Below are 19,431 nucleotides of genomic sequence, written 5' to 3'. Positions count from 1 at the left end.
TGTGAGCCATGGTACCCAAAAATGCGTAGGCTAACCGATATCCAAAGGGGGGGATGCTGAGTTCACACAGTTAAGCGTGGATTAAGCGATTAAAAATCTTGCTAAAAGCTGGATTATCAACTGTTATTGAGCTACCTCAAGAATTATCCAGGCCCTGTATATGACCCAGGCTCAGATGCTGATTTTTATTGTGCTTGCCGCCACAGTGACCCTATTTATTTGGGGGCGTTGGCGGCATGATCTGGTGGCGATGGCGGCATTACTCGGATCTGTTTTACTGGGGTTGCTCCCGGCCGACGAGGCATTTTTAGGTTTTGGTCATCCGGCGGTGATCACTGTGGCTTGTGTGCTGGTATTAAGTAAAGGGCTGCAACTTTCTGGTGCGGTGGATGCCATGATGCAAAAAATGTTGCCCTCCAGCGACAGCCCCACTGTGATGATCACCGTATTAATGAGTATCGGGGGGTTATTCAGTGCCTTTATGAATAATGTCGGCGCCATGGCGCTACTGATGCCGGTGGCCATACAGGTGGCAAATAAGTTATCGCTACCACCGGGACGGGTGTTAATGCCGCTGGCATTTGGCACCATTTTGGGGGGAATGACGACCCTTGTCGGTACGCCACCTAACATCATAGTGTCTGGGTTTCGCGCCGAAACGGGATCCCAAGGTTTTGCCATGTTTGACTTTACGCCAGTCGGCTTGACTGTGGCTTTGGTGGGGGTAGTGTTTGTGGCACTGCTCGGTTGGCGTTTAGTGCCATCACGCAAACAGGCGGCCGGCAGCAGTTTCGATACCGGGACGTATCTGGTCGAGGTGCGGGTCGATGAGGGCAGTCGGTCACTGGGCAAGTCTTTACGTCAAATTGATCAAGAGATGGATGAGACCGATGCGCAGGTGGTGGGCTTAGTTCGCAACGCGTTTAGGGTCTCGGCCCCGAGCCAGTCGAGAATCTTACGTGCTGGCGATATTCTTATTATCGAGGCTGAGCCCGAGTCACTATCACAGGTGTTGTCTAAGTTTGAATTTAAATTAGTCGAAGATCGCATACCAGCTAAGGTCGATAAGGAGCAGCAGTCTGATCCGGCCGATGTTGACAGCAATGACGACGCGCCAAGTGAGAAAAAAAAAGAATCTGAATCTGATGATATTGTGTTGCAGGAGTTGGTCGTGATGCCGCGTTCTGCCATCAATGGTCGCACCGCAAAGGGACTACAGATCAGGGGGCGATATGGCGTGAATTTATTGGCTATCTCGCGGCGGGGGCGGCGTTCGATTAAACGGTTACGCTTAACGCGCATCGAAGCGGGAGACGTGTTGCTGATGCAGGGCGATCTCGAGGCCATAAGTGATTTTGCCGCCAACTTAGGCTGTATGCCCTTAGCACAGCGTGAGATTGGGATCCCAGTAACCAAGCGGGTGATGCTGGCGTTGATCATCATGGGGTTGGCTGTCACTGGCGCCGCAACCGGGCTTGTCCCTACTGCGATCTCATTTGCCATGGGGATGCTTGCGTATATGGCACTAAGCATAGTGCCACTGCAAAGTGCCTATGATGCTGTCGATTGGTCGGTTATTGTCTTGCTTGGGGCGCTGATCCCTGTTGCCAGCATTACCGCCTCGACAGGTGCGGCCGATCTGCTGGCTAAGGCGTTGCTCGATAACGTGGCGCAGGGAAATCCCATCGTCGCCTTGGGGTTGATCCTTGTGGTGACCATGAGTCTGTCAGATTTTATGAACAACGCCGCCACCGCTGCAGTGATGTGCCCCATTGCCATCAGTACCGCCACTCAGCTCGGGGTGAATCCAGACACCTTTTTAATGTCGGTGGCCATCGGCGCCTCGTGCGCGTTTTTGACTCCGATAGGGCATCAAAATAATACCTTAATCTTAGGTCCTGGCGGATTTCGCTTCGGTGATTATTGGAAGATGGGGTTGCCGCTTGAGCTATTGGTCGTGGCGGTAAGCTTACCGTTACTGCTTATCGTATGGCCACTGTAGGACGTTACTAAGTCTATCGCCTCGGGCTGCATAGCCGTTAAAAATGCTGTTTTACTTGAAAGCGCCATTCCCAACTGTTGACTTCGGCGCCACTGGTAAAGGGCACTGATAAATCGATATGGGCCACACTGCCATAACTGGACCGCGACGAGTAAATGCGTGCCCCAATGCCAAAGCTACCTATGGGGCCGGACTCTTCATTATCTTGGTCGGTTCCGCCTGTGGCATGGCCATAATCACTAAATACCGCCCAACCAAGTTCGGCCAGTTGATACAGATTAATATTAGGGTAGTTACGAATTTCGGCAGTGACTAACCACTGGTTATCACCGTGTTGGTAATCATTGGGGTAACCCCGTACGCCTGTGTTGTCACCCAGAGCAAAAGTTTGGTCGAGGTAGTTGTTTTGTGAGGCGCTCAAGCGCATCTTGGCATAAGCGGTCCACTTAGGTGACAGCTTATAAAAGTATTCCGCTGTCGTATTCACCTTAAAGTAGTCGGGTTGGCTGGTGGCAAACACGCCTTCGCCATCGATACTCATCAGTAGCAATTGTGCTTGGCTTTGATATCCCCTCGATGATCGCCAGTTGATGTGATAACCCACAGGGGAGCTGTCATTAGTGTCTTGGGTTTCGATACCCAGGCTGACATAGTGTTGCCAACCAAGGTTAATGTCTTCGTTATAGTTAATCAGGTAGACATTGTTGAGCACTTTAAAATCATCTTGCAGATAGTGATAGCCTATCCAAGGGTAGTGATAATCTCGGTCTTGTGGCAGCGGGCCGTCAACAAAGGTATCGATATGCTTAAAGGTGTGTTGATCTTGAGTGATCCCCACTAATACACGTGAACGCCAGTCATTGACCTTGTTGAGGCGCCAACCGTATTGCGCATTATAGAAATTGATTTGATGCTCAAACTGATCCACATCAACCCCATTTTGGCGCAGAGTATCGGTTCGTAAATCATTGATATAACGCCCTGAGTACATATCGGTATCGTCAAGAGTATAAAACGGCTTGGTGAAGTCAACCATGGCCGCTTCACCGTCACTGTTATCGTAAAAGTTTGCCGAGAGAGTGGCGCGTCTTATCCAGTCATCCATGGGGGCTTGAAAGGCCAGCTGGTAGCCGCTGCGATCGGCGCTGGATTTGTATTTCAAACGAGTGCGGATGCCGTAACCGAGTAAGTTATCTTCTTTAATACCGATAGAAAATTTACTTTCACCACCACTTCTACTGGCGCTAAATGTGGGCAGCAGTGACCAGTTATCCCAGGTTTCCACTAATACGGTTTTTCCTGGGTCACTTGGCGCCGCATCAGGGTCGGGCTGCGCAAACGTTATCTTGGCGTCGCGAATGTAAGGCTCGTACCTTAAAATTCGCTGTGCTTCTTCAATATCTTGTTGTGACACCTCGTCATTCACATTGAAGCTGAGTTTACTCAGTAGGGTCGACTCGCGGGTATTGATGTGCAGATAATTGGCCCAACGGTGAATAAAAAAAGCATCTGGATCGGACTCATCGAATATGGCGTGGCTAACCACGACAATATTGTTGATGGGGGTTTTTACCGTTTGGGGACCGGTTTGTGCTGTGTTGGCTAACCCTGCTTGAGTATTCGATGGCGCAGATGTCGGCTCAGGGGAGATAGCTGCATGCAGCGGGGCTAGCAGCAGGTAACTTAATAGCGCAATACAGCGAGCGACATATGGCATGGAGCGACCCACCTTATTGTTATGTGATGATTAAAGCATCTCGTGACCACAAAAAAGATACATTTTAATAACACACCCAGTGTCAGTATTAGTCAAGCTGGGAATTGAAATAAGGTAATGATTTTATTTACGCAAATGCTGATACATGCGGCGCAATGTATCAGCATAGTGCATAGGCTATAGGGTTCCGCGCGGTGGTACGGCCACGTTGGCAAATATCAGCCCGGCGATTAGCGACATAAAAATTAAGAAAATTTGTGAGCCAATATGGGATTGGTTGAGCATGGTTTCACCCAATATGAGGGTATTGAGACCAATATAGGTTTTACTGCCGGGAACCAAGATAACGATCCCCTGCAGTAGTGCAATGGAAGCGGGAGCCTTCATCCAGCGGGCATATAAGTTGGAATAGATCCCGACCGCCAAGGCGCCAAAAAAGATGCCGATAGACTCGCCCAAGTAGATGCCCGCGAGCATGGCGGAAAAGAAGGCGATAATACCGGCAAACACCCCCCAAGCGGCATCCTTTAAACGCGCCTTAAAGATGATAACCAGCGCCATCGACAAGATGGGTACCGCTGACCAAATGGCCCAGCGAGGCAAGGGATCGGGTTCAAAATAGATGGTTTCACCAAAGATTGCCGAGCCAATCACCATGCCAAATATGGCGCCAAAATAGAGCTTAAACAGCAGCATGCACGCGTCCATGATACGCGCGGTGCCGGAGATTAAATCTCGCGCGGCCAATTCGGCCAAGCCCAGGGTTAACGCCAGCCCGGGGACAAAGATAATGATGCCCGACAGAATCACCACCGGGATATTAATAAAAGGGTCAAAATAGGCGATGCCACAGGCGACGATGGCACATAAAATGGCTGCCAGAGGTTCTAGGGCTTCGGCAATACGTGTCGAGCGTTCGGCGCGGTAAACGAGGCCATACACCATGAGCCCCAGGGCCGCCGACCAAAATACGTCATGCCAACTGGTGCCCATTAACATAGCAAAGGCGCCCGCCGAACAGCCAAACGCCAATAAGGTTAATAGGGTGCCGTAAGGGCTAGGTTTGTTAGCAATCTCTTCCAGTCGGTCGGTGGCCTCTTGTAAGGTGCGTTTGCCAGATACCAGCTCACCCACCAACTCGTCGGTTCGTGCCAGTGAGCCTAAATCGAGATCGCCGGGCCTGACACGAGCCACATGGTTATATTCTTGGTCGGCATCATGTTGTAATACAAAGGTCATCGAGGTGGGCGAGATGAGAAAATAGCCTTCAATACCCAATAACTTTGAGATGCTCTGAAGGTGAGATTCTAAGCGATAAGCTGGGGTGCCAAATTTATGCAGGTACTTACCTAACTTGATGATAAATTTGCGCTTTTCTATAAATTCTTCGCTATCCACTTGTTTGTTCCATGATGATAAAACCGATGGGTGACCCTAGATCGAGCGCATCTTACCCCATCTTAGGTTAAAAAGGTTAACGGCTTGGTAAGTTTTTACTGCCTATCGCTGTCGATGCCGCCGCGGGAATTAACCTTAAAGTTACAATTAAGCGGCCTGCTGACGTAAGCTAACTACTCTGCGCTGTACGATTGGCGTGAAGATTCACCACGAGGAGAGACAATGTCGGTCATAGTATCCAGTTTATATATCGGGTTAACCGCCATAATGGCGGTTTATTTTGCATTGCGAGTCGTAAAACTAAGGCGTCGTTTAAAGGTTGGCTTAGGCACAGGCGGTCAGCCCACATTGCGCCTTGCCAACCGAGTGCACGGTAACCTGATTGAGCATGCACCTATGGCGCTGATGTTGCTGCTGGTGGCCGAGCTTAACGGTTTACCGCAAGCATATGTGCATCTTTTGGGGCTGATTTGGCTGCTAGCCAGAGTGTTGCACGCGCTGGGATTAACCTTGGGGCAAGGGGGTTATCATTGGGGGCGATTTTGGGGGGTATTATTAACCTGGATCCTTATCCTTACGCTGTCTGTGGTTAATATTGGCTATTTTATTATTGGCGCGTAATATTACCGGATTGCTGCTTTTTTGGTCGCAATAATGAGGGGGTAGCTGTTATACTCCGCGTCTTTTTTAAGGTTGCGCCGCGAGTGTTACCTCGCTGCGGTAATTGGCGCACATGGCTTGGTCTATTGGGGCATCTCCCTGAGTGACTACACTTATTTATTGGTTTGATAGTTAGGCAGTATTATTCATGCAGGTTGAATCCACGTTATTTACTCATCCCAAGTATCTGGGCCGTACTGAACCAGCGGCGCCTTTTTTGCCTATGTCGCGCAAAGAGATGGCTAAACTGGGCTGGGATTCATGTGACATTATTATTGTCACAGGCGATGCCTATGTGGATCACCCCAGTTTTGGTATGGCGGTGATTGGCCGTATGCTTGAGGCGCAAGGGTTTCGCGTTGGCATTATCTCGCAGCCAGATTGGTCGAATAAAAATGACTTCATGAAGTTAGGCAAGCCTAACCTCTATTTTGGTGTGACCGCTGGCAACATGGACTCGATGATCAACCGTTACACTGCCGAGCGTCGCCTGCGTCACGATGATGCCTATACCGCGGGTAATATTGGCGGTAAGCGCCCCGATCGCGCCGTCACTGTTTATACCCAGCGCTGCAAAGAAGCCTTTAAGCAAGTGCCTGTGGTGATTGGTGGCATCGAAGCGAGTTTACGCCGTATCGCCCATTATGACTATTGGTCAGATAAAGTGCGTCGCTCTGTGATCCTCGATGCCAAGGCCGATATCTTAGTCTACGGTAACGCCGAACGTCCGCTGGTTGAACTGTCGCACCGCCTCGCAGCGGGTGAGTCTATCAGTGAGATCCATGATGTGCGCGGCACCACGGTGATTCGTAAGGAGCCGCTGCCGGGCTGGAAAGGCATGGACTCGCGTAAGCTGGATCAACTGCATAAAATCGACCCGATCCCCAATCCTTACGGCGCCGACGATGTGGGCTGTCAAAACCTCTCTGGCCCGAGCGATGTTAAGGTGTTCGACAACGATGCGCCTAAGCCTATTACGGTACAACCGCCGCGCCCTAAGCCATGGGAAAATACCTATGTGTTGCTGCCCAGCTATGAAAAAGTCGCCGAAGATAAGTTTCTCTATGCCCATGCATCGCGCATCTTGCATCAAGAGCAAAACCCCGGTTGTGCCCGTGCGCTATTTCAGACTCACGCCGAACGGGCTGTTTGGGTCAATCCGCCAGCATGGCCATTAAACACCGACGAGATGGATGGCGTATTTGATCTGCCCTACCAACGGGTGCCGCATCCTGTCTATGGCGATGCCAAGATCCCCGCCTATGACATGATCAAGACCTCGATTAACATTATGCGTGGTTGCTTTGGTGGCTGCTCGTTCTGCTCGATTACCGAGCATGAAGGGCGGATTATTCAGAGCCGCTCGCAAGATTCTATTATTAAAGAGATCAAAGATATCCAGCAGAAAGTGCCCGGTTTTACTGGAGTGATCTCTGACTTGGGTGGCCCGACGGCGAACATGTATCGCTTAGGCTGTAAGAGCGAAAAAGCCGAAAAGACCTGTCGTCGTTTGTCCTGTGTGTTCCCGGCCATCTGTGGTCATCTGGACACCGACCATCAGGCGACGATCGATCTGTATCGCGCGGCACGTGACGTGCCGGGCATTAAAAAAGTGCTTATTGCTTCGGGTGTGCGTTACGACTTAGCCACCGAAGATCCACGCTACGTTAAAGAGTTGGCCAGTCATCATGTGGGCGGTTATCTCAAAATTGCCCCCGAGCACACCGAAGAGGGACCGCTCAATAAGATGATGAAACCCGGCATGGGCACTTACGACAAGTTTAAAGAGTTGTTTGATAAGTATTCGGCCGAGGCGGGCAAGAAGCAGTATTTGATCCCCTATTTTATTTCGGCGCATCCAGGCACCACAGATGAAGATATGGTGAACTTGGCGTTGTGGCTTAAAGGGCAAAAATTTAAGCTCGATCAAGTGCAAAACTTCTATCCGTCGCCGATGGCGAACGCCACCACCATTTATCATACTGAGCTCAATTCGCTTAAAAATGTGAAACATACCAGCGAAACAGTGCAAGTACCCAAGGGCGGTCGTCAGCGTAAGCTGCATAAAGCCTTGCTGCGTTACCATGATCCTGCTGGCTGGCCGATGATCCGGGAAGCCTTAATTGCCATGGGCAAAGAGAAGTTGATCGGTAGCGGCGCCCATTGCTTAGTGCCGGCAGAAACCCGCCAAGAGCGTCAAGGCTTTAGGGCTAAGCCTGCTAAGGGCAAGACGCCAGCAGGTAAAAAAGCCGTGACTCGCTTCTCGGCCGATCAGTTTGATGAGCGTAAGAGTATGGATAAAGCGGGCAAGCCTAACGCAGGTAAACCTAAAGCCAAGGGGAAACCCTCGGCCCATAAAAGCGGTTCAGGCCAATCGGCCCCTGCAGGGCAAGGCGCAGGCAAAGGGGCTAAGCGGCCGGTTAAAAATGGTTGGGGTACTACGCCAAAGCATCAACGTTAGTTAGGTCACAGACCTAGTCAAATGCATCAAAATAGGGGAATATCATCGATATTGCCCTATTTTTTTAAGGAGCTTTCCATGAGTCAACACGGGTCCAATGATGGCAGCGACACCTATAGTGATGCAGGCTTTTGGCATAAGGTGAAGCTGTTTGCCAAGCAAGCGGGTCGAGACGTGATAGAAAAAGCCCTATGGCTTTACTACGCCGCGCAGCGTCCCGATACCCCTAAATGGGCCAAGACCATTATTTTTGGTGCGCTAGCCTATTTTATCGCCCCCATAGATGCGATACCCGACCTAACACCTCTGGTCGGTTTTACCGATGATTTAGGTGCGCTTGCCGCCGCGCTGACCATGGTGAGTCTGTATGTCGATGACCATGTCAAAAGCCAAGCGGCAGAAAAAACCGCCGCTTGGTTTGATTAACCTACAAGGATTAATATAGCGAGGCTTCACCCTCTGGACGAGTCTTGAAGCGGCGGTGAAGCCACATATATTGCCCTGGGGCTTCCATGATCGAAGCTTCGACAATTTTATTAATAAAATGAGCGCCGGCCTCGGGATCATTTTTGGGAAACTGATTAATCAGTGGCGCTTTTACCGTTAGGGTGTAATCCCCTTTGTCGTTATTGCGCACCATTACTAGCGGCACAATGGCGCAGTCGGAGCCATCGACTAATATACTGGTGCCGGTTGTGGTGCAGGCCTTTTCAACGGCAAACAGCGGGGCAAAGGTTGAGCGGCGGCGGCCATAATCATGATCCGGTGCATACCAGAGACGCTCGCCATTTTTTAATGACTCCAGCATACACTTGATATTTTTTCTATGGATTAACGCATGCCCGCCACGAGAGCGGCCTTTATATTGAAAATAGTCAAAACAGGGATTGTTATTCGGTCGATATACGCCCATGCCCGGTATGTGTAGACCGAATGCGCGGCCACCGAGCTCAAGATTAAGTGAGTGCACCGCGACTAACAGCACACCGCGACCTTCGGCGGCCAGTTTATCTATGTGCTCCATTCCCTTAATAGTCACATGCTTTGCCACTCTGGCATCAGACCAAAACCACGCCATCCCCGTTTCAAACAGGGCTAACCCCGTGTTGTCGATATTCTCTTTAACCAGCTGTTCACGCTTATCCGGACTCATGTCTGGAAAACAAAGGGCTAAGTTGCGCTCCATCGTTTTGCGGCGACTTTTCATAAAACGAATAGCCAGACGTCCGAGCATTTTGCCCATACGGATTTGGATGAAATAGGGCAGCAGACTGCAAAGGTAACTAGTGCCCACGAGTGTCAGTACTCCCCAATATTTTGGGTGCAGCAGTGAAATCGAAAATGTCGGCGCGGTGTATTTACTCATAATAGGATGGGGTTTATTGATTAAGAAATGATGTTGGACCCAAGATTATACGTGATTGCCGAATAAGGATCTCAGATATATCGGGGCAGTTTTTATTCAGTTTTAATTTATATGAATGTGGTACTGTTTTTTGTTACTTTAATGGAGAGCAGAAATACAATGAAAAAACAGTTACCTCTATTTATTATGACGGCCATGTTCGCGATCCCCGCTATCGCTGTAAGCACTGAGCAAGCTGCGTTTTTTGACCGTATCGCCGCACATTGTGGCAAGGCCTTTGAGGGCGTTGTCACTGCAGGTAATAGCGCCGATTCGGCGTTTAGCGGCAAAACCTTAGTCATGCATGTGCGTGAGTGTAGTGATAATGAGTTAAAAGTGCCGTTTCATGTCGGCGAGGATCATTCACGCACTTGGGTCATCACCAAAACCGACACCGGGCTTAGATTAAAGCACGATCACCGCCATCAAGACGGCAGTGAAGATAAGGTCACTATGTATGGTGGCGACACCATCGACAGTGGCAGTGCCCAGCTGCAATCATTTCCGGTTGATCAATTTTCTATCGATAATTTCAAGCAAAATGGCCTTAGCCAGTCGGTCACCAATGTGTGGCACATGGGGATCACCGATACCCGTTTTATGTATCGCTTAACTCGAGCAAATCGCGATTTTAAGGTGGAGTTTGATTTGAGCAAGCCGGTAGCGTTGCCGCCAGCGCCTTGGGGGCATGAATAGCCGTGGCCTTGGAATGAAGGTTTGGCATTTTTTATTTAGCTGAGTAGCGTTGGGCTGAATCTTATTTGTTGGGTGTGTTTGAAGGTGTACCTTCACTGTTATTAATCGCCTGTCCGGCGGGGAATGTGCAAGCGCTCTTTTGGCTCGGTGAGTGAAGCGTCGCTTCATGCTAACGAATGAGAGACAGGGATTGTCGAACTGGCTTTTAGATAGGGATATCGTTGTGAACACGTCCGTGTGGGCTCTGCGAAATCATCTGACCTCCAAGGACGGAGGGAATGCCGAAAAATGTCTGGAACATTTTCGGCCATGATTTCGAAGGCCAAAACCGCGCTTACACCGATCTCTAACGCCTCTTCGATTTGGCTTCAATTGGAGCGAATAGCAAATCAAAAACTAACGTGTTTTTGCCCCAAAGTTTGTTGGCCTTGGCATGAAGAACAATGACATTTGCTTGAGTAGCGGCTGGCTGCATTTTTATTTATTGGAAGTGGTGAAGGTTGAACCTTCAATGTGAGTTAATTGCTTGCAGCAGGCTAATGTGCAGATACTGCTTCGGGGCGCTTTTCGCCGTCCTTGGCCGCTTAACGAAAACGTCCCTGTTTTCGATACCCTCAGCCGTATCTACACCGGGTTATTCTGTCTCTTCGATTTAGCTTCACTTGGTGTGAGCCGCTAGTTCAAAAGCTAACAAACGTTCGCCACGTTCGATGCGCGCTAGAAAACAGAGCAAAAAACCTGTTTTTTATGCTCGATAAACTGCCTGCAATTTTATAATTAGTTGAATTGTTGTGATTTAATAATTTGTTGTAGAGACCTCTACATCAACTTGTTAAGTTATGCGTGCGACTCATTCAAATTTATTGAAACTGATGTTAACTTTGTCGCTTTATTTCAATGTATTAGCGTGGCATAGTTGCTGTAAGTTAAATTTTAGGCAGTTTATTGAGCTGCTATTCAATAAGCTGTTATACATATTCTAATTTCTACCGAGAGAATCTATATGGGAATACATTCGACTACATCAAGTCTTGAATTAATTGATTTCATTAAAAAGCTTGGAGTCTGCTTAGGTTACTATGTGATTGATGAACATCCAATGAGCCATAAATTTGGTAGCCAAGATATTGATATAGCATGGTTTAATGAAGAGTCTTCTACTTTTCCATTGTTTATTTTTGAGATAGAGAGCACCTCAAATAATGCAATAGCAAATAACCCAACAAAAGTCTTTGGAAAAGATAGTTCTATATTTGAAAAACCTCTTTTCTTTTTCCATATTATTATTGAAGGTGCGCGAAATTCAGAAAAATATAACGATTTAATGGGAATGTTTGGCAAGCATAATTACGCTATCTTTCGAACTAACAATAATGAGTTAGAAGATCTGATTATCAAAATAATTTCACAGCATAGGCGAATTAGAGAAAGTTTTGACTTGGAGAGTATGATTAAATTATTACTCACCAGCACAGAAATTAAAAAAAAGGTTGATTTTGATAAATTGTTCCCAAAGATAGAAAGTATTTTGCATGACAATCAAAAAGCTACTTTAGGTCAAATATATTCTAATGTTGCATGCAGAACTGCTGAATTTCTGGGAAGCTATTTAAAATTTATTGATAGAGCATTCGTTCAGAATTATTTGGAGAATTTAAATTATGATGGGTATAGGACAAGCATACTTTCAGGGTTAATTAATCTAGGCATGCTATACCACGAATCTAATGAAAAACACTCTGACAAGTGTTTTGTCTCGTTATTGGATAAGTATCAAAACCAATTTGATACTTTTAAGGCCATTGATTATTTGCCAGGCTTAGACCAAGATTATGAAACATTTATCGATGATCATTTGCCTTATTATTTAGCTCTCGCATTCATGCTTTTTAATGGTAATCAAAATGCTCAGAAATATATATTGGAGCTAGAAATCGAAATTCTTGGGAAAATACCTAAAGATAAAGAATATTCATTCGCTCACCATATGTCATGGGCCTTACTTATGTCTGCTTCAAATAGTAACTTCCACCATTACTTTGAACAAATAAGATGTATAAGCGATAAATTCGGAGAGATTCTAGATAGCATTGTTTATGACCCAGTATTTGAAAATAAGTATATTGAGCGCGCTGACTCCAAGTTCACATCGATACCTAATATTGAAGATTATAAAGTTATTATAAGTAAGAACGCACAAGGTTATGAAGGCAATGATTTACTTTGTAACATCGCTATAAAAAGCCTGTCGCCTGATTGGCGAATTGATGAGGGTGATTACTATGAGAACCTAGGCGTAACTCTATCATTAATTATGATTCAATCTTGGTAGTTAAACATATGTATAACAAGTCGTTTAAACGGAATAAAAACAGTTGGCCATCGCTTCGCGATTTTAGCCAACCATTTTTATCCGCTTAACGAGGCGTTAAATGGCACATGGAATCGCGCAATGAGTAGATACGATAAAGTTGATTTAGCTTACGATTTTTTAGTAACAAAAGAAAAAGAAACAGAAGCATTTACCATTGCACAGTTAGCTGAAGCTACAGGTTGGAGTACAGGTACATGTAGTACATATCCTTCTAAACGCTGGCATCAATATGTGGTAAAAGATGGAACTCAATATTCTAGCTCCGGTATTTCATATCTTAGTAAAGAAGAGTTCCGGAGTGTACATAGCCAAAAACTTCAAAAAACAACCGACCTATCAACAAAAGGAATCTTGGTTCATAAAGCGAAAGAATTCGCTTTACTTGCTGTTTCCACTTACAACAACCCGTATACAGAATTTAAGACTTATGGTTTTATTGTAAATATAGTTATTGCTTATACATCACTATTTCACGCAATCTTTGAAAAGCGAGGTTCTGATTATTTCTACCTAGACAACGATGGCAGTCCAATACTGATCGATGGTGAAGAGAAAGCTTGGGAACTTGGTGAGTGTAGTGATGCTTACTGGCAAGGTGAGTCAAATGCCGAAAAAGCCAATATTAAATTTCTTATTGGCTTAAGGAACAAGATTGAGCATAGAAGTTTACCAGCTATTGATTTAGCTGTTTGTGGAGAATGCCAATCGGCATTAAGCAATTTTGAAACTTTGCTTGTCGAAGAATTTGGCGATGACCATGCTTTGACTGCAAGTTTAGCTATTGCGATGCAATTAACCAGAATCAGTGAGCAAGCTCAACTTGATTCACTAAAACAACTGCAAAAAGAGAATTATAAAGTTGTCCGTGAATACATGGAAACTTATAGAAATGACCTAAACGATGATGTTGTTCAAAGCCAAAAATATAGAATTAGGGCTTTCTTGGTTCCGAAATTAGGTAATCATGCTACGTCAGCTGACATTGCTGTAGAGTTTTTAAATGTAAATAACTTGAGTGATGAAGAAGTCGCAAACTATGAGCAAGGTGTTGCTTTTATTAAAGGGATTGAAAATCCTTTTAAATTAAAACCGTCAAAAGTTGTTGAATTAGTCGCTAAGAAAAGTAAAGGGTTTAATATGACTCTGCATACGAAGTTCTGGAAGTTTTATGAAGCAAGACCTAGAGAAGTTGATACTACTTTTAAAGGTGAATATTCGAGTTATATCGAAGGTTTTGACCACTACTTATATTCAATGAAGTGGGTGAGTTTTTTGATCAAAGAATTAAAAAACAAACAAAAAAAGGCAGAAGTAAAAGCACAAGCCATTTAACAAGCGCTTTAAACGGAACTAAAAAGTTGGCTAAGTTTCGCTCCGCTACACATTATAGCCAACAATTTTAGTCCGCTTAAGCGGGCGTTAATCTATACAAATATTAATCTGAAACATACCAATTAGAACATTAGTCCTAACAAGCTTTGGTTCAAAAATAAGTTAGCTTTTGATTGTCCGAGTGACACTAGTAAGGTCAAATCGAAGAGATTAAGAACTCGGTGTAGGTGCGGCTGTGACCTTCCGTGACAAGGATGTCACGGCAGAGCCTACAGGGATTGTACTTGCGGCGTGTCACAGAAGCACCTGCACGAAAGGCCTGCGGCAAGCAATTCAAAATGATGAAGGTTAACGCTACCATCGTTAACTAAAAACCAATCACGCAAAATGCCTCAACCTTCATTCGAAGGCCAACACACTTTTGTCCAAAAATAATTTAGCTTTTAATGCCCTGAATGACACCTGTAACGCAAAATCGAAGAGATAGATAAGTCGGTGTAGGTGCGGCTGTGACCTTCCGTGACATGGATGTCACGGCAGAGCCTACAGGGATTGTACTTGCGGCGTGTCACAGAAGTACCTGCACGAATAGCCTGCGGCAAGCAATTTAAAACGATGAAGGTTAACGCTACCATCAATCAATAAAAACCAATTCAACTAAAAACTAATTCAGCTGAAAACCATAAGCCAGATGGGAAGAAGTTTAAATAGATGGGGGAGCCATCTGGCTCCCCTGTTAGATGATGACTATTTGGGCTCAAAAGTGAAGGATTGTCCAGCAAGCGCCGCTTCATACATTAAGCCACCTTTAGCGGCGGTAAATACCGCCATGCCATTGATGTATGAGGCACTTGCAGCTTTGTTGCTGCCCGATTGCCCCGCACCAGCCGAGTTACCTGTGGTGCCCACTTGGGCATTGGCGCCGACGTTAATCGCGACCGCCGATGCATTCGCACTAAACTCGAAACTACCGCTGGTAAATTCTTCATACGCTTTGGCGTCTTTAAAGAAAATAATTTCGCTGTAAGCCTGACCGCCGAGTTGGAAACCAATCGACAGTTGCGACAAACTGGTATCGCCGGTATGCACGCCGCCACGATAGACGCGCCCTTTGCCGTAGGCTGCGCCAATGCCTATGCCGCCTTTACCTACGGTGGGGAAAATAGCGTAGCCATAGGCGCTATTAAAAAATTGTTGGGTGTCTGGGGCTTTTTTAAAGTTGTTTAGTGCTTCGCTGTAGCTATCGGCGGCAAATGAGGCTTGGGCAAACAGTAAGCCAACAATGACACAACAGCTAGCGGTTAAACGTGATATCCACTTCTTCATGATGCACTCCTTTATTTAGATACGGTTATACCCACTGTTATCAATATTCGTTTCGTACAGCGGCGATGCTAAAAGCCAGCGCACAACCTGTTTTAAGGTTGTCATTTCTGCATGGGATGAATCGCGCTAGGCTAAATATTTGGCCTATTATCTGTGTTATCAACCCTTGGCTAACTCTCATCTATTGATGTGGATGCTTATTAGCATACGCACAGATAGCTAAAAACTGAATGCTATTTGATGAAAAAAGCGCCTATAAAAGCGCTTTTATTGAGTTTTGTCAGCTAAGGTTCAGCCCATTCATTCTGGTAGCCAGTTGCTGTGTCATGGTTTTACTTAGCCGTTTTAGGTTGCTCTTTACCCAGCACATAGTGTTCGAACCATTTCTGGTCCCAATCCATTTTGGCTTGGCGATGTTGATAGTGGCTCAGTCCATGGCCTTCACCGGGATACACCAACAGCTCCACAGGCACATTAAGGTAATGTTTTAGGGTGCGATATAGCCCTTGGGCATGGCCCAGCGGTACGCGTTGATCGTTTTCGCCAATGTGAATTAGGGTCGGCGTGTTGATGTTATTGGCATGGGTGAGCGAGGATCCATGAGTGTAAGCGTCGGGTTTTTCCCAAGGCAAACCCTGCATAAAGTTAATCACATGGCCTGGGGTGTCTTCGAGCATCCATTGCAGGCGTTGATCGAACACCCCTGCACCAGAACTTGCCGCTTTGAAGCGCTGGGTGGTACTGATAAGCGCATTGGTGAGATAACCACCGTTACTCCAGCCCATCACCGCCATTTTGTCACCGTCGGCAACGCCTAACGCGATAAGGTGATCGACTCCCGACAGGATATCGGCAACTTCGATGTCATGTTCTTTGCCTACAAGGTCGGTTAAGAATTTATCGCCATAGCCTGTCGAGCCGCGGTAGTTAGGCGACAACAGTGCCCAGCCATTGGCGGTAAAGGTTGAGCGGCCGTAGGAGCGATGTTGTAAGGCGTACGGTGTCGCAGACGTTGGGCCGCCATGCAGTTGGACTATTAGCGGCAGTGGTCCGTCACTCTGTTTGTAGTTGGCGGGTAAGTCGAGGATGCCTTCGACTTGTGTTCCATCTGGCGCGGTCCATTTGACCACAGATATTTGTGGCAAAATCCAGCTGTCGACTTGCGGATTAATGTTAGTGATGCGCTTATATTTGGCTTTCTTGCTGGCGGCATCGGCAATAAACAGATCGCTAAAATGCTCGAGTCCGTTGTGGTTAAAGGCGAGTTTTTTACCGTCATGGCTAAAGCTGTAGCTGCCCATCACCAGATCGCCGGCGATCACCGTGCGCGTATCACCCTGCAGTTGTTGGTTGATATCGGTGCAAAATAGCTTAACGCGGCCATGGTCGGCACCGCGATAACAGATCTCATCACTATTGGGGCGCCACTGAATGTCGCTGCCATTGAGGGTGATATCGCCGCTACGTTTAATTTCTAGCGGTTTGACCTGTTTTTGCTGTGGTGTAACGACAAAGAGTTTACCCGGATGGCCATCGAAATCGATTCGAAAGGCCAGCTGTTGGTTGTTGGCGTGCCAGTCGAGGCCGAGTAACCAACCATAAGGCGATGGTGCATCTTGGCGCCAAGCGCTGTCGGGGAGTAGGGTATTGCTGTTCGTGCGGGTGTTGTATACCTCGAGGTTTGACCAACCTTCTAAGTGTACTAGTTCGTTATCGGCAGTGGTGATGCGGGCAATTTGGCTGGCATCTTGGTTCACCTTAAACTCCCATACCACTTTATCGTCGTCGAGTAGCAATGATTGCTGATAATGCTCGAGATCCAGCTTATACAATGGGTTGGTGGTGATCTTACCATGGCCATATTTAGGGGCGCTGTGGCTGGCACGCATATCGGCCCAATCATCGGCTTCGGTAGTGGTTTTATTGGCTAAGAAATAGAGGTTATGACCATCATGGCCGACTTGAAACGCCTTAACGCCTTCGGTTTCTTTGGTCACCGGGACGGTGTCGCCGCCTTGTATCGACAGTCTAAAGACTTGGGCTTTACCGTTGTATGGCGCTATTTTGTCTTCGTGGGTTTGCTGGCCTAAGTAGTAAATATATTGGCCATCTGGACTCCACTGTGAGCTAGATTCACTTTCATTGGTGAAGGTGAGGCGGCTGGTTTTGCGTGATTTAATGTCGACTAGCCACAGATCTTTTTGGGCTTTGTCTAATGCTTTATCCCAGCGAGATTCTAACCACACAGCCTGTTTACCGTCTGGGCTTAATTGCACATGACCCATGTTAGCTATGTCAAAAAAATCGTTGTTAGTAATGTGGTGAGTACGTTCGGTAGCAACAGTTTGGCCTGTTAATCCCATTAGTCCGGCGGAGATCACCGCAAGTACGGTGAGTTTATTGACTCTTCCCATCTTGATCCCTTCAGTTGTGCATTTGTCATTATTGTTTTAAGTGGCTGAGTTGCCGTGGGATACATTAACTCAAAATGGTTTTTGTGCAACAGAGTTAGGGTTCTTTTGCGTCGGTGTCCTGGGTATCGTCCGCTTTTAAAATATGTTGCAGATAATTGAGCTCTTCGGCATCGAGCAGTTGTTGACTGGTTTGTGGTCGGCTGGGATGCGCCATTTTAGATGATAGGCTGCCCCTGAGGTAGGCGGCTAGGGTGATCTGTTTAAGTCCATATAAGGCCAAAACATAGACGGTTAATAATAAACATAAGCGGGTGATGGCTTGGGCGGTGATAGAGACATGGTCACCAAAATAAAAGGGTAATATGACCAGTGCCGTTCGAACGAGCCAGTTAATTAACATGGCAAAGGTTAAGGCCAGTAGCCACCTAAATTTAATATCTTTAAGGCTATTTTGATGGGCGCGGCGCGAACGTCCTTTAAATTGATTGAGCAGCTTGATGATCAAATAGAAATAGATAAGGGCTTGCAAGCTTAGTAGTGCTGGCAGCAGAGCACCTAAAAAGGTGACGAGGCTAATATTGTTAACGTGCTGAACATTGAGGGAAAAGTCGCTATCTAAAATAAAAGACAGGCTTATCAATATGCTCAGAATTATTGCCGGATAGAAGTGACCCGATAAACGAACGTCGCGATTAATATTATGCAGGCTGCGGTAGCAATACAGATACAACAGCGGCATCAACAGAAAATACACCGGAATAATCAGAATAAATAACATGGGTAAGGGCAGTGGAGTGTTGGTTTTGCTGATAAGCCCGGTTAAAAAGTACAGAGCTAGCAGGCTAAATATCGCCCCCAATAGCTTATGGTTGTTGTGGTTATCGCGATATATATGACGAACATAGATGGCCAGTCCAATACAGTGCAGTCCACCGATTAGAGAGAGCCACCAATAGCTTTCGTATAAAAAGTCGTTGTAGGTCATTTGCCTATCATCAACGCATTCAGGGAGCTTCGCAAGTAAATTGTGCTTTTTTTGAGCGTTAATATTGAGGCGTTAAAGCTACGGTTTCTTGTTGTTGGCGAAGTTAGTCTTGACGTTTCTGTTGCGCCATTCTCAGGTGGCGATTCGAGCTTGCTACAGGAGGCTGACTTGGCACCGCCGCGCGTTCGGACCACAAGTGGCGTATTGCCATAATGGGGTGGGGCAGCAGCATGCGCGGTCCGGCAAAAAGCATGATTTGGCGGGCCTTGGCTTTTAGTTCTGGTTTATAGCAATGTATCGGACATTTATTACACGTCGGCTTGGCTTGCCCATAAGGGCAGCGGTCGAGTTTAGTGTGTGCATAGGCCAAGAACGCCTGACATTGCTGACAGGCTTCCAGCTTACCTTTTGCTTGGCAGTGAGCTTTGCAATAAATATGAACCATCGCCTTTATGGTCTCAAACTCACGTTGCAATCTACCATTGAGCAGCATGTCGTCCATCGATATACCCGAGTTATTTGCTAGGTTATATTGAGAGTAGCGCGAGCAAATGCCGAACACAAAAATCATCATCGATTTTATGAAGGTGCGCACAAAATAGTGCTTTAAAGATAAGGGCGATTAGTGTCGCTTTACATCAATATTGCGATGTAAAGCGAC

Annotated in this window: 14 protein-coding genes; 7 read left to right on the top strand and 7 right to left on the bottom strand. The window is 46.6% G+C overall.

The features are described from left to right. Positions 1-160: 160 nt before the first annotated feature. Entirely contained in the window at positions 161-2,002 is a 1,842-nt protein-coding gene (locus tag AC5YB1_RS00300) for an SLC13 family permease (RefSeq protein WP_494520321.1), read from the top strand. Between the two features lie 37 nt (positions 2,003-2,039). Here the strand turns inward: AC5YB1_RS00300 and AC5YB1_RS00295 are convergent, their stop codons facing one another. Next, positions 2,040-3,719: a BamA/TamA family outer membrane protein gene (locus AC5YB1_RS00295; protein WP_494520320.1), complete on the bottom strand. Its 1,680-nt coding sequence runs from the start codon at positions 3,717-3,719 to the stop codon at positions 2,040-2,042. 177 nt (positions 3,720-3,896) lie between these two features. Beyond that, positions 3,897-5,117, bottom strand: a complete 1,221-nt coding sequence (locus AC5YB1_RS00290) for a threonine/serine exporter family protein (protein WP_475515551.1) — start codon at positions 5,115-5,117, stop codon at positions 3,897-3,899. Positions 5,118-5,339: 222 nt separating this feature from the next. On the opposite strand from AC5YB1_RS00290, the gene AC5YB1_RS00285 reads away from it, so the two are divergent. The 3 genes from AC5YB1_RS00285 (at position 5,340) to AC5YB1_RS00275 (ending at position 8,664) form a co-directional block, all read left to right on the top strand. Next, positions 5,340-5,738 carry an MAPEG family protein gene (locus AC5YB1_RS00285; protein WP_494520319.1) on the top strand — a complete coding sequence of 133 codons (399 nt, stop codon included), beginning with the start codon at positions 5,340-5,342 and terminating at the stop codon, positions 5,736-5,738. 187 nt (positions 5,739-5,925) lie between these two features. Then, a complete protein-coding gene (locus AC5YB1_RS00280; RefSeq protein WP_494520318.1) occupies positions 5,926-8,238 on the top strand; it encodes a YgiQ family radical SAM protein in 2,313 nt (770 codons plus the stop codon). Positions 8,239-8,316: 78 nt separating this feature from the next. Beyond that, positions 8,317-8,664: a YkvA family protein gene (locus tag AC5YB1_RS00275; RefSeq protein WP_475515554.1), complete on the top strand. Its 348-nt coding sequence runs from the start codon at positions 8,317-8,319 to the stop codon at positions 8,662-8,664. Between the two features lie 10 nt (positions 8,665-8,674). On the opposite strand, the gene lpxL is transcribed toward AC5YB1_RS00275, so the two are convergent. Further along, positions 8,675-9,604 carry an LpxL/LpxP family Kdo(2)-lipid IV(A) lauroyl/palmitoleoyl acyltransferase gene (lpxL, locus tag AC5YB1_RS00270; RefSeq protein WP_494520317.1) on the bottom strand — a complete coding sequence of 310 codons (930 nt, stop codon included), beginning with the start codon at positions 9,602-9,604 and terminating at the stop codon, positions 8,675-8,677. 186 nt (positions 9,605-9,790) lie between these two features. Here lpxL and AC5YB1_RS00265 point away from each other — a divergent pair, with 186 nt between their 5' ends. From AC5YB1_RS00265 to AC5YB1_RS00255, 3 genes are all read left to right on the top strand, one after another. After that, positions 9,791-10,339 carry a hypothetical protein gene (locus tag AC5YB1_RS00265; RefSeq protein WP_494521676.1) on the top strand — a complete coding sequence of 183 codons (549 nt, stop codon included), beginning with the start codon at positions 9,791-9,793 and terminating at the stop codon, positions 10,337-10,339. Between the two features lie 1,003 nt (positions 10,340-11,342). Then, positions 11,343-12,671, top strand: coding sequence for a hypothetical protein (locus tag AC5YB1_RS00260; protein ID WP_494520316.1), 1,329 nt, complete (start codon positions 11,343-11,345; stop codon positions 12,669-12,671). Positions 12,672-12,791: 120 nt separating this feature from the next. After that, positions 12,792-14,045 (top strand): DUF3644 domain-containing protein, encoded by a 1,254-nt coding sequence (locus AC5YB1_RS00255; protein WP_494520315.1) that lies wholly within the window; start codon positions 12,792-12,794, stop codon positions 14,043-14,045. A 747-nt stretch (positions 14,046-14,792) separates the two neighbouring features. Here the strand turns inward: AC5YB1_RS00255 and AC5YB1_RS00250 are convergent. From AC5YB1_RS00250 to AC5YB1_RS00235, 4 genes are all read right to left on the bottom strand, one after another. Further along, entirely contained in the window at positions 14,793-15,371 is a 579-nt protein-coding gene (locus AC5YB1_RS00250; protein WP_494520314.1) for a lipid-binding SYLF domain-containing protein, read from the bottom strand. Positions 15,372-15,703: 332 nt separating this feature from the next. Further along, positions 15,704-17,785, bottom strand: coding sequence for a S9 family peptidase (locus AC5YB1_RS00245; protein ID WP_494520313.1), 2,082 nt, complete (start codon positions 17,783-17,785; stop codon positions 15,704-15,706). A 94-nt stretch (positions 17,786-17,879) separates the two neighbouring features. Then, complete coding sequence (locus AC5YB1_RS00240) at positions 17,880-18,770, bottom strand: hypothetical protein (RefSeq protein WP_494520312.1); 891 nt, start codon at positions 18,768-18,770, stop codon at positions 17,880-17,882. A 103-nt stretch (positions 18,771-18,873) separates the two neighbouring features. Beyond that, complete coding sequence (locus AC5YB1_RS00235; RefSeq protein WP_475517061.1) at positions 18,874-19,272, bottom strand: nitrous oxide-stimulated promoter family protein; 399 nt, start codon at positions 19,270-19,272, stop codon at positions 18,874-18,876. Between the last annotated feature and the right edge of the window lie 159 nt (positions 19,273-19,431).

It is taken from the genome of Shewanella sp. 433 (assembly GCF_059338565.1).
Note: the sequence above shows the minus strand (reverse complement) of the source record. Positions and strands in the feature narration are given on the sequence as shown.